The following is an 11,962-nucleotide window of genomic DNA, read 5'->3' as shown; positions in this document are numbered from 1 at the left end:
GGGTTCCGGCAACCCCGACCCGGGTACCGCCAAGCCCGGCGACAAGGGTGACAAGGGCGGCAAGATCTCGGTGAAGAAGCCGCAGGGCAACGTCTCCGAGCTGCCGACCGGCAGCCTCGCCGAGACCGGCTCCAGCTCGGCACTGCCGATGATCGGCCTCGTCGGCGGGCTCGCCGTCGTCGCGGGTGCCGGTGCGGTGTTCGCCGTCCGCCGCCGCAGGGCCGGTGTCGAGGCGTAGCCAACGGCACGGCTCCACAGAACGAGAAGGACCTGCGCTCGGAGGGGGGCGCAGGTCCTTCTGCGTGTGCATCGCCCGCTACTTCTTGGGCGGCACCGCCGGCATCCCCAGGAACGGAAGCCGCAGCGCGCCGAAGGCGTCCGCGGGAACCACCGGGCCGGCCGGCTCCACCGGCTTCAGCCGCTCGTAGGCCGCACCCTGCGCCGGGCGGGGATCCGCCTCGCCCTTGTTGGGCCAGTACGACATCGCCCGCTCGGCCTGCGCGGTGATGGTGAGCGACGGGTTGACGCCCAGGTTCGCCGAGACCGCCGCGCCGTCGACCACCGAGATGCCGGGGTGGCCGTACAGCCGGTGGTACGGGTCGATCACACCGGTCTCGCGCGAGGCGCCGATCGGACAGCCGCCGAGGAAGTGGGCGGTGAGCGGGGTGCCCATCAGCTCGCCGACGTTGCTGCCCGCGAAGCCGTTGATCTCCGCGGCCAGCGCGGAGGCCGCCTCCGAGGCCACCCTGATCTGCTTCGGGTTGGGCGCGCCGTGGCCCTGGCGGGCGGTGAGCAGTCCCTTGCCGACGCCGTTCGGCTTCAGGTACGTCGTAAGGGAGTTGTCCAGCGACTGCATCACCAGACCGATGATGGTCCGCTCCGACCAGCGGCGGTTGGACAGGGAACGGGCCACCAGGACCGGGTGCCGGGCCGCGTTGGCCAGCCAGGCCAGGACGCGGGAGGAGCCCTCGGCGTACGGGACCTGGAGGATCGACATACCGCCCATGGCGTTGGAGCCCTTGCCGTAGCGGACCGGCTCGATGTGCGTGTTCTCGTCCGGGTGGATCGAGGAGGTGATCGCCACACCCCGGGTGAAGTCGGCCTTCGCGGTGCCGTGCGCCTTGCGGTAGCGCCGGTCGTCGGTCTGCGCGCCGACCAGCGCCTCGGAGTTGGTCCGGGTCAGATCGCCCAGTCGGTCGGACAGGTACGGCAGTTGGCCGTTCGCCTTCATCCGGTGCAGCAGTGTCTGTGTGCCGTACGTGCCCGCGGCGAGGACGACCCGCCGCGCGGTGAAGGTCCGCCCCTTGCTCTTGCGCTTCTCGTCCGTCGGCAGGGTCGCGACCGCGTACCCGCCCCGCGAGTCGTCGGTGACCGACACGACCGTCGTCATGGGGTGCACCACCGCGCCCGCCTTCTCGGCGAGGTGGAGGTAGTTCTCGTTGAGGGTGTTCTTGGCGCCGTGCCGGCAGCCCGTCATGCACTCGCCGCACTCGGTGCAGGCCTTGCGTGCCGGTCCGGCCCCGCCGAAGTACGGGTCGGCGACCTCCTCGCCCGGCCGTGCCTTCGACTCGCCGCCGGCGTCCTCGCCGTCCCCGAAGAACACCCCGACCGGTGCCATGTGGAAGGTGTCGCCCACACCCATCCGCTGCGCCGCCGCCTTCAGGTGCACGTCGGACGGGGTCATGGTCGGGTTGAGCCGTACGCCGAGCATGCGCTGCGCCTGGTCGTAGTACGGCTTGAGCTCCTCCTGCCAGTCGGTTATCTCCCGCCACTGCGGGTCGTCGAAGAAGGCCTTCGGCGGTACGTAGAGGGTGTTGGCGTAGTTGAGCGAGCCACCGCCGACCCCGGCCCCGGCCAGCACCATCACGTTGCCCAGCAGATGGATGCGCTGGATGCCGTACATGCCGAGCCTGGGGGCCCAGAGGTAGTTCTTCAGGTCCCACGAGTTCTTCGGGAGGGTGTCGCGGGTGAAGCGGCGGCCGGCCTCCAGGACACCCACGCGGTAGCCCTTCTCGGTCAGCCGGAGGGCTGTGACCGAGCCTCCGAAGCCGGAACCGACGACGATGACGTCGTAGTCGTACGCCGAATCGTCCTGATCGCGGACAGAGTTCTCCTGCGACACGTGCTCTCCTCGTTGAGAACGGGGTTGTCCTGCTGATTACCGGAAACGGAACGCCTTCATGAGCCGCAGGCTCCGGCTCATGAACTCCGCGTACTTCTCGTCGTCCATGCCCAGCGACGGGGCCATCGGCAGCAGCCGCTGCTGGGCGACGGTCTGGGCCTCCGTGTACTTGAGGATGCCCTCGGAGCCGTGCCGGCGGCCGAGGCCGGAGTCCTTCATGCCGCCCATCGGGGACTGGACGCTGCCGTAGGCGGGCGCGTAGCCCTCGTTGACGTTCACGGTGCCGGTGCGCAGACGGGCCGCGACGGCCTGTCCGCGCCGGGCGTCCTTCGTCCAGACGGAGGAGTTGAGGCCGTAGGGCGTCGAGTTGGCGGCCTCGACCGCCTCGTCGTCCGTGTTGAAGCGGTAGACGGCGACGACCGGGCCGAAGGTCTCCTCCGTGCACACGGCCATCGGGGCCTCGACGCCGTCGAGGATGGTCGGCTCGAAGAAGTACGGGCCGATGTCGGGACGGGCGACCCCGCCGGCCAGCACGGTGGCGCCCGCCTTGACCGCCTCCTCCACGTGCCGGGTGGTGGCCTCCAGCTGCCGGACGGAGACCAGCGAGCCCATGTCGGCGCCGTAGGAGAGGGAGGTACCGAGCCGCATGGCCTTCGTGCGGGCGGCGAAGCGCTCCAGGAAGGCGTCGGCGACCGACTCGTGGACGTACAGCCGCTCGATGGAGATGCAGAGCTGACCCGCGGAGGAGAAGCAGGCTCGGACGGCGCCGGCGGCCGCCTTCTCGATGTCGGCGTCCTCCAGCACCAGCATGGCGTTCTTGCCGCCGAGTTCGAGGGAGACCCCGACCAGGCGGGCGGCGGCGCCCTGGGCGACCTCACGGCCGGTGCGGGTGGAGCCGGTGAAGGAGACGTAGTCGGCGTGCTTGACGACCTCCGGACCGACGACGGGTCCCTCGCCGAGCACGACCTGGAAGACGTCGGCGGGCAGACCGGCCTCGATGAGCAGGTCACGGGCCCACAGAGCGGTGAGGCAGGTCTCGGTGTCGGGCTTCATCACGACGGCGTTGCCCGCGACGAAGGCGGGCAGGGCGTCGCCGACGGAGAGTTCGAGGGGGTAGTTCCAGGGGGCGATCTGGCCGACGACACCGCGCGGGTGGCGCAGCTCGGTCACCTTCGTCAGCGTCGGCATGGCGCCGGTGTGCCGCTTGGGCTTGAGGTACGCGGGCGCCTTGCGGCCGTAGTGCCGGGAGGCGACGGCGACGGCCTGGACCTCCTCGTGGGCGTGGAGGCGTGCCTTGCCCGTCTCCAGCTGGATGAGGTCGAGCACCTCGGCTTGGCGCTCGAGTATCAGGTCGTGGAAGCGCAGGAGCACGGCGGCCCGCTCCCGTACCGGTCGCTGTGCCCACACGGCCTGCGCGGCGCGGGCGACGTCGAAGGCCTTGCTCACGTCCTCGGGGGTGGACTCGGGCAGGTCGGCCAGCTTCTCGCCGGTGAAGGGTGTGTGGTTGGCGGTACGGCCGGAGCCGACCACGCCCTTGGTGAGCTGGGCGACCAGCTCCGGGGTGACCACGTCGGCGGCGGTACGGGCGCCCGTGGGGGCGGCGGCGAGGGGGTTCGTGCCGGTCATTTCCGTGGCCTGCTCCGGGGCCTGCGAGTCCGTCATGAGGCGCAGGGTATGCCGGAGCGAGAACTTTGGGTACCCGCCGGTAACGGGGATTCACCGAGTGCTCACACAGCGCCAGTGACCACTGGCAGCAAATATGCTGATCAGGCCTTGGGTGACGAGGATCGGCCGGTGATCAGTCCACCTCGGGTTTTTTCGGAAGGAGCTGACCGAGGGCGGCCAGGAGGGGGCGGCGCAGCTGGGGAGCGGGCGGTGCAGGGGGGCGTACGACTTCCGGCTCGGGTGCGGACTCCGGCTCCGCCGCGGACCCCGACGCGGCCGCGGGTGCGGATGCCGACGCGGGTGCGGACCCCGGTGCGGGTGCGGACCCCGGCGCGGGTACGGGTTCCGGCTCGGGTACGGGTTCGGGCGGCTCCGCCGCGCGGCCTCCGGCGATGCCCTCCAGGACCGCCGCCGCCTCCTCCGCTCCCGGCCGCCGCTCCGGTTCCTCCGCCAGGAGCCGGACCAGCAGCGTCCCGAGGGGACCGGTGTGCTCGTGCCGGTCCACGATGGTCCGAAGCAGCGCACCGAGTGACCAGAGGTCGGAGGCCGGCCCGGCACCGCGCCCCGCGAGCTGTTCCGGGGCGACGAAGACGGAGGAGTCGCCGGGAACGGGCCCGTGACCGATGCCGAAGTCGGTGAGGACGACACGGCCGGTGCCGAATTCGAGGAGGACGTTCTCGGGCTTGACGTCTCGGTGCACGATGCCGACGGAGTGCGCGGCGCGCAGCGCCCCGAGGACGGCGAGCCCGATGCGCGCGGCCTCGGCGGGTTCGAGCCGCCCGCGCTCGAGGGTCGTACGCAGCGACTCCCCGTGGACCAACTCCATGACGACCCAGGGAAGTCCGTCCTCGACGACGACCTCGTGGATGTGGACGGCGGAGGGATGGCCGACGCGGGAGGCCGCCCGGGCCTCGTGCTGGAGCCGGTGGGCGCCCCTGCGCCGGTCCTCGCCCTCCGGATCGCCCTCGAGCCGGAGTTCCTTGACGGCGACGTCCCGCTTCCCCTGCTCGTCGCGCGCCCGCCACACGGTGCCCGTCGAGCCCGAGCCGATGCGCCCGGTCAGCCGGTAACGCCCGTCGAGCAGACGTCCGTCGGACACACGTTCACCGTCGTCACTCATGTCCCATGAGTACCGCGCGTACCTCGCTCTTGTCGAAGCCCGCGGTCAGGCGGCCCACCGGTGGAAGGAGAAGCCCTCGCCCGCCCGCCGCACCTCGACCGCGCCGTCCCCGCCGAAGTGCGCCGGCACCACCAACTCCTTGTCCTGCGCCGCCCGTTCGAGAATCCGGCTGCGGCTGGCGGCGGCCCCTCGCGGGTCGAGGCAGAAGCAGCTGTTGCACTCGGGCCGCAGGACCTGCACCGGGCTGTGCAGCAGGTCGCCGACGAAGACGGCGCGTTCGCCGTGCGAGACCAGCCGCAGGACGGAGGAGCCCGGTGTGTGGCCGGGGGCGGGCTCCAGGGTGAGGTGCTCGTCGATCCGGTACTCCCCCTCCCACCGCTCGGCCAGCCCCGCCCGGTGCACGGGGGCCACGCTGTCCTCGTAGATGAGCCGGTCGTCCGCCCGCGCTCCGCCCGCGTACCCGTTCTCCGGCCCGAAGTGCACGTCGTCGGCAGCCGGTAGGAGGTACCGGGCGTTGGGGAACGTGGGCACCCACTCCCCTTCCACCTCATGCGTGTTCCAGCCGACGTGGTCCGCGTGGATGTGGGTGTTGACGACGACGTCGACGTCGCCGGGATTCACCCCGGCCCGCTCCAGGAGCCCCGGGAGGTCACCCTGCCGCTGGTGGAACAGGGGGTTGCCGGGCCGTTCCCGCCCCTTGCCCACTCCCGTGTCGACGAGCACGGTCCGCCCGCCGCTGCGCAGCACCCAGGTCTGGAGCGCCGACATGGCACGGTCGCCGACGGGGTCCCAGTGGTCGGGGGCGAGCTGCCCCTCGTACTCCTTCCAGGTCTCGGGCGCGACACCCGGGACGAGCTGCCGGGCGGGCAGGAACGACCCCCGCCATTCAACGATCCGAAGGACCTCGACGTCACCGATCTTGAAGCTCTGCACGTTGTCATCAGCCATGTTCAGGAGACTAGAGGCCCTGGCATGAGCTTCCCAATGCTCTTCTCACTCATTCGGATACGCTCGTGTCTCATGGATGTGGTGAGTGACGCGATCTCCACCGTGCGCCTGGGACGGCCCTCCTCCAACCGGCTCCGGGTGGCCGGCAAGTGGTGCGTACGCCTGTCCCCCTACGAGGGCGCCGGTTTCCACGTCGTCCTGGGCGGCGCGTGCTGGCTGCTGCCGGACGGCGGCGGTGAGCCGGTGGCGCTGGGCACGGGGGACGTGGTGCTGCTGCCGCGCGGGGTGGGGCACGTGCTGGCCGACGGGCCGGTGGAGGAACGGGACCTGGGCCGGGCGGTGCCGTTCGAGGAGGTGCGGGACGATGCGGCACGCCCCGTCGGGAGCGGCCCCGAGGTGGAGTTGCTGTGCGGCAAGTACCGGCTGGAGCGCAGCCGGGTGCACCCGCTGATGGCGGAGCTGCCGGAGGTCGTGCACCTGCGGAACCGGGTCGGGGCGCATCCCGAACTCCGCTCCGCCGTGGACCTGTTGGCCCGTGAGCTGACCGGCAGCCGACCGGGCGCGGCCCTCGCCCTGCCGAGTCTGCTGGACCTCCTGCTCGTCTACATGGTCCGGGCGTGGACGGCGGAGGCCGAGACGGGGGCGTGGCGGGCGGTCCTGGCCGACCCGGTCACCACGGCCGCGCTGCGCGCCCTGCACGCCGCCCCGGCGGACTCCTGGACCAATGACCGACTGGCCTCGGAGGCGGGCGTCTCCCGCGCGACCCTCGCCCGTCGCTTCACCTCGCTGGTGGGCCGCCCGCCGATGGCGTACCTCACCTGGTGGCGCCTGACCCTGGCGGCGAGGCGGCTCCGGGACACGGACGTGCCGCTGGCCTCCGTGGCCCGCGAGACGGGCTACGGCAGTCCGTACGCCCTCTCGCACGCGTTCAGCCGGGAGTTCGGGACCACTCCGGGGAGGTACCGGGAGCGGGTCCAGGAAGGCTGAGCCGTGGCTGCCGGCCGGTCAGGGCCTGGTGATGTGCAGGTTCGCGATCGCCGCCTTCGCCACCTCCCGGCCACGGGCCGTGAAGTCGCCCTCGCCCGGGTAGCTGACGGTGAGCTTGTAGAGGTCGCCGGCCCGGGTGCGGTAGTAGAAGATCTCGAGCTCACGGGGGCGGGGGTTCTGACTGTCGTCGGTCGTGTAGACGACCGTGTTCCGGGCGGCCGGCCTGCCGTGGTACTCGACGTTGTCGTCCGTGCGCGTCTTCGGCCCCGCGGGCATGGCGAGGGTGTACTCGCCGTCGTTCTTGAACTTCTCGTTGTCGGCGTACATCTGGGCCGCCGAGGAGTTCTTGATCTCGTGCGCGGAGTCGTCGGACTTCCTGGACAGGTTCAGGCCGATCCAGATGGCGCCGCTCGGGTCGGTGTACGTCACCCAGTTCTTGTCGGAGTCGTCCTTGGCCGGTCTGCCCGCCTCGTAGCTCGCGGGCACCGCCAGCGTCACCCCGAGTTTCGGCTCCGCCGGCTTCTTCCAGCCGTCCGGCAGCGGTCCGGCGAAAGGGTCGGCGATCAGGAGGTACGCCGCCAGCGCCGCCGCGACGGCCACCGCTCCCCCGCCGAACCAGGCCTTGCGGCCGGGCCGGCGGGGTCCGGGCGCGGGCGCCGTGCGGTGGACGGCGGTGGGCTCGGGGGCCGGCGGGTTCGCGGCCGCCTCCAGGAGGGCCCGGACCCGGGCCGCGTCCGGCCGGCGCGCCGGGTCCTTCTGGAGCAGGGCGGTGATCACCTCGGCCAGCGGGCCCCGGGCCGAGGCGGGCGGCGTGGGGGTGGCGTTGAGGACGGACTGCAGGGTGGCCGGGGTGTTGCTGCGGCGGAAGGGGGAGACGCCCTCCGTGGCCGCGTAGAGGACCACGCCCAGGGACCACAGATCGCTGGCCGGGCCCGGCCGCTGGCCCAGCACCCGCTCTGGCGCGATGTACTCCGGCGAGCCCACGAAGCCGCCCGTGTCCGTCAGGTTCGTCTCGCCCTCGATCTGCGCGATGCCGAAGTCGGTGAGGACGACCCGGTCGTGGCGCCCGAGCAGCACGTTGTCCGGCTTGACGTCGCGGTGCAGGACGCCCGCCGCGTGCGCCGCCTCCAGCGCGCCCAGCACCTGGAGACCGATCCGCGCCGCTTCGCGCGCGTCGAGCGTGCCCTCCTGGAGGGTGTCGCCGAGCGACCGTCCGTGGACCAGCTCCATCACGATCCACGGCCGGCCGTCCACGACGGCCACGTCGTGGACGTTCACCACGGCCGGGTGGTCGAGGCGGGCCGCCGCGCGCGCCTCGCGACGCATTCGCTCGAAGGCATTGGCGCGTTCACGTTCGGGAAGGTTGTCCGGTACGCGCGGCTCCTTCACCGCGACCTCACGGTCCACCGTCTCGTCCTTGGCCCGCCACACGGTACCCATCCCGCCGTGGCCGAGCTTGGCGAGCAGCCGGTACCGGTCGACGATCAGCCTGCCCGCTCCCGGGTCCTGCGCGGCTTGCGGCGACTGCGGCCGCTGCGCAACCAGCCGCGTGGCCGCTTCGTACGCATGCGTGGGTGTCGCGTAAGGATTGCCCGGATGCGGTACGTGCACGGGCGGGTTCGGTGGTTGCAGACCGAAACTCGTCGGCTCCTCGGCCCCGTGGCGGGCTCCCCCGTCGCTGCTCATGGATCCATCCATATCGCGCCACGCGCCGACGCATCCACAGGTAGTGCAAACCGGTCACAGACCCGTGACGCAGATCGCCGGATATCTCCCGCTCAGCGCCGTTTCACGACCGCGCTACCGGGACCGCTGAACTACCAGGGCCGTTTCACTACCGGGACCGCTTCACTACCGGGGCCGTTTCACGACCGTACGAACGTGTCGACCGCGACGTCGAAGTACTCCCGCGCCTCCCGCACCTTCCCGACCGGCGCCGACACCCACACGTCGTACATCTGCCCGTCCTCCTCCCAGCACAGGTCGTAGGTGTGCCTGGGCCCCTCGGCCGCGCTGAAGCCGTTCCAGGTGAACTCCCAGAGGGCGGCGGGGTGTCCACCGTGCGTGGTCCGGGTGACCCGGCCGTCGTGGTAGCCGGGGTTCGTGTCCGGGCCGTCGGCGGCCGCCCGGCGCATCACGGCGGCCGGGCCGCCCGTCTCGGGGTCGGACACCTTGATGCCGAGGCGGAACGTCTCCCCCGGCGACATGTAGAAGATCCGCTCACCCTGCGGTCTGCGCGTGAACCCCTCGGGCACGGCGAGGGAGAAGCCGGCCGGATCCTGCGCGACGCGGTAACCCGAGGGCGCCGTACGGGTGTTCGCGGCACTGGGGCCCACGGAGGAGGCGGCGGCCGGGGAGCTCGGGGAGCCGGTCACGGTGGTCGGGCTCGGCCTGGGCGAGATGGGCGTGCTCGCGGAGGTGTGCGGCGCCGAACTCGTCGGCGCACCGTCCCCGTTGCCGCCGCCTCCCTTCATCAGCAGCGCCGCCGCCGACACGCCCGCCCCGGCCATCGCGGCCACGAGCAGCGCCGCCACCAGCACACCCCGCGTGGAGTGCCGGGCCTGAGGTTCCCCCGCGGGCGCCCCCGGCGCCGGGCGGGGCACGTCACGCCGGGTCGGCGAGTACGGGACCGGCATCTTCGGCGTACGGCCCGAGCCGAGCCGTTGCGTACGACCGCCACCGGACGCGCGACCGGCTCCGGCACCCGGCGTGCGCCCGGTCTCCAGGAACGCCCGCAGCATCCGCTCCGCCTCCGCCGCGTCCAGCCGCCGGTCCGGATCGCGCTCCAGCAGCCCCCGTACGACCGGCAGCAGCGGCTCGGCCTGGGCGGGCGGACGGATCTCGTCGGCGACGACGGCGTGCAGGATGCCGCCGAGCGAGTCGCGCCGGAACGGCGACTCACCGCTCAGCACCGTGCACAGCAGCGCCCCGAGCGACCACAGGTCGGACTCCGGGCCCGTCCTGACCCCGGACATCCGTTCCGGCGCCGTGTACTCGGGCGAGCCCACGAAGGAACCGGTCTCGGTGAGCGTGGTGGCGCCCGCGACCTGGGCGATGCCGAAGTCGGTGAGGACGACCCGGTCGGTGCCGGACTCGACCAGGACGTTCGCGGGCTTGATGTCGCGGTGCAGGACCCCGGCCGCGTGCGCGGTGCGCAGCGCGCTCAGCAGGTCGATGCCGATCCGGGCGGCCTCGGCCGCGTCGACCGGTCCGCGCGCCGAGATGCGGTCCGCGAGGGATCCGCCGTCGATCAGTTCCATGACGATGTACGGCCGCTCGTCGTGCTCCACTACGTCGTGCACGACGATGATGTGCGAGTGACGAAGCTGCGCCACCGCACGGGCCTCGCGCAGCGTGCGGTCACGCTGCCGCCGGGCGTCGTCGCCGGAGAGGGTGTCGTCCTGCGTGAGCTCCTTGACCGCCACCCGCCGGCCCAGCAACTGGTCGGTCGCCCGCCATACGACGCCCATTCCGCCGCGGCCGAGCCGGGCCTCCAGACGGTAACGGCCCGCGATCACACGGAAGTCGTCCCCCTCGGTCCCCATGGGCCCCATCATGCCGCACCGGACGCCTCCCCACCGGGACGGCGTCCGGCCAAGCCCGTCAGGACGCGTTGGGCTGCCAGCTCTGCAGCACCCACTTGAACTGCTTGCTCGTCGTCGCCCAGTCCTCCGCCGGCGAGGACATGTAGATCGCGTACTCCACGCCCTCCCGCGAGATGTACGTCTCGTCGATCGCGTGGCGCGGCCCGGCGACGTGCGGCGGGTCCTTCTCCAGCGCGTTCCAGGTGTACTCCCACAGCGAGGCCGGGCGGTCGCGGTAGGTGTTCTTCCTCAAGGTCACGCGGTCGTAGCCGACCAGCCGCTGGAGCTGCTGCTCCAGGTCCAGCTGGTGCCGGTAGGGATCGGCGAAGTCCGGTGAACCGTCGATGGCGATACGGAGGAAGTGCTTGCCGCCGTCGGGCGAGTAGTCGACCTGCCTGAGGTCGTCCTTGACGCTGTACACCTTCCGCTTCCAGGCCTTGGGCAGCGACACCTCGAAACCCCACGGGTCGGTGCGCGACACCCAGCCGTCCGGTACGGAGCCCTCCGGGGCCGAGGTGCCGGTGGCGGTGTCCCCCGGCGCGGGCGTGCTGTCGGCGCCGGCGTCGTTCCCACGCCCCGAGTCCCACTTCTGCAGCACCACCGCGGCCCCGGCACCGAGAACGGCGGCGAAGGCGACCACGAGGGCCAGCGTGCGCAGGCGGCGCCTGGGGCGGGCGGGCACGGGGGCCGGAACGGCGGCGGCCGGGGCGACCGCCGTCGGCCCGGTCGGGGGAGAATGGGCGGCGTCCGTCTCCGGCCCGTGCGGAGATCCCGAACCGGACCCGTACCGCGGTCCTGTTCCCGAGCCGCGCCGGGACCCGGTTCCCGAGCCGTGTCCGGCCCAAGTGCCCGTGCGGGAGCCGTCGTGCTGCGTGGGCACATATGCCTGCGCCGAGCTCGGCCGTCGGCCCTCCGCCGCCTCGGCGAGCATCTGCTCCGTCTCCTCCGCGCCCGGCCGCTGGGCCGGATCCTTGCGGAGCAGGGCCGTGATGACGGGCTCCAGCGGGCCGCCGTACCGGAGTTCGGCGGCCTCCTCCTCGACGACCGCCTGCATGGTGCTCAGCGGTGAGGTGCGCCGGAACGGCGAGCGGCCCTCCACCGCCGTGTACAGCGTCGCGCCCAGCGCCCACAGGTCGGAGGACGGGCCCGGGTCGTGGCCGCGCACCCGCTCGGGGGCGAGGTAGTCGACCGAGCCGACGACCTCTCCCGTACGCGTGATGGTGGTGTCGCCCTCGATCTGGGCGATGCCGAAGTCGGTGAGCAGGACACGGCCGTCCTGGCCGAGGAGCACGTTGCCGGGCTTCACGTCCCGGTGCAGGACGCCCGCGGCGTGCGCGGCGCGCAGCGCCCGCAGCACCCACAGTCCGATGCGCGCGGCCTCGCGCGGCTCCATGCGTCCCTGCTCCTTGACCTCGTCGGCCAGCGAGTTGCCCTCGACGAGCTCCATCACGATCCACGGGCGGCCGTCGTGCTCGAGCACCGCCTGCACCGAGACGACGGCGGAGTGGTTGATGCAGCGGGCCCCCGCGGGCGCGG

Annotated in this window: 9 protein-coding genes; 2 read left to right on the top strand and 7 right to left on the bottom strand. The window is 72.4% G+C overall.

Annotated elements, in window-relative coordinates; all coding sequences use genetic code 11:
* Positions 1–238: LAETG motif-containing sortase-dependent surface protein (locus tag ACFW2E_RS21850; RefSeq protein WP_384468736.1), on the top strand; the 238-nt coding region annotated here is incomplete at its 5' end.
* Positions 239–316: 78 nt separating this feature from the next.
* On the opposite strand, the gene ACFW2E_RS21845 is transcribed toward ACFW2E_RS21850, so the two are convergent.
* The 4 genes from ACFW2E_RS21845 to ACFW2E_RS21830 all read right to left on the bottom strand — a co-directional run bounded on the left by ACFW2E_RS21845 (position 317) and on the right by ACFW2E_RS21830 (position 5,855).
* Complete coding sequence (locus ACFW2E_RS21845; RefSeq protein WP_384468735.1) at positions 317–2,122, bottom strand: GMC family oxidoreductase N-terminal domain-containing protein; 1,806 nt, start codon at positions 2,120–2,122, stop codon at positions 317–319.
* A 36-nt stretch (positions 2,123–2,158) separates the two neighbouring features.
* The gene (locus ACFW2E_RS21840; RefSeq protein ID WP_384468734.1) at positions 2,159–3,784 is read right to left on the bottom strand and encodes a succinic semialdehyde dehydrogenase; all 1,626 of its coding nucleotides are present in this window, start codon (positions 3,782–3,784) and stop codon (positions 2,159–2,161) included.
* Between the two features lie 136 nt (positions 3,785–3,920).
* Positions 3,921–4,907, bottom strand: coding sequence for a serine/threonine-protein kinase (locus ACFW2E_RS21835; RefSeq protein WP_384468733.1), 987 nt, complete (start codon positions 4,905–4,907; stop codon positions 3,921–3,923).
* 45 nt (positions 4,908–4,952) lie between these two features.
* Positions 4,953–5,855 carry an MBL fold metallo-hydrolase gene (locus ACFW2E_RS21830; protein WP_384468732.1) on the bottom strand — a complete coding sequence of 301 codons (903 nt, stop codon included), beginning with the start codon at positions 5,853–5,855 and terminating at the stop codon, positions 4,953–4,955.
* A gap of 72 nt (positions 5,856–5,927) precedes the next feature.
* Here ACFW2E_RS21830 and ACFW2E_RS21825 point away from each other — a divergent pair, with 72 nt between their 5' ends.
* Positions 5,928–6,842, top strand: a complete 915-nt coding sequence (locus tag ACFW2E_RS21825) for an AraC family transcriptional regulator (protein WP_384468731.1) — start codon at positions 5,928–5,930, stop codon at positions 6,840–6,842.
* Between the two features lie 18 nt (positions 6,843–6,860).
* Here ACFW2E_RS21825 and ACFW2E_RS21820 read toward each other — a convergent pair whose 3' ends face one another.
* The 3 genes from ACFW2E_RS21820 to ACFW2E_RS21810 form a co-directional block, all read right to left on the bottom strand.
* Positions 6,861–8,528 carry a serine/threonine-protein kinase gene (locus ACFW2E_RS21820; protein WP_384468730.1) on the bottom strand — a complete coding sequence of 556 codons (1,668 nt, stop codon included), beginning with the start codon at positions 8,526–8,528 and terminating at the stop codon, positions 6,861–6,863.
* Positions 8,529–8,707: 179 nt separating this feature from the next.
* A complete protein-coding gene (locus ACFW2E_RS21815; protein ID WP_384468729.1) occupies positions 8,708–10,387 on the bottom strand; it encodes a serine/threonine-protein kinase in 1,680 nt (559 codons plus the stop codon).
* A 58-nt stretch (positions 10,388–10,445) separates the two neighbouring features.
* Positions 10,446–11,962: serine/threonine-protein kinase (locus ACFW2E_RS21810; RefSeq protein WP_384468728.1), on the bottom strand; the 1,517-nt coding region annotated here is incomplete at its 5' end.

Origin of the sequence: Streptomyces sp. NPDC058964 (genome assembly GCF_042741275.1) — a bacterium.
In the GTDB taxonomy this organism is placed as follows: Bacteria; Actinomycetota; Actinomycetes; order Streptomycetales; family Streptomycetaceae; genus Streptomyces.
Note: the sequence above shows the minus strand (reverse complement) of the source record. Positions and strands in the feature narration are given on the sequence as shown.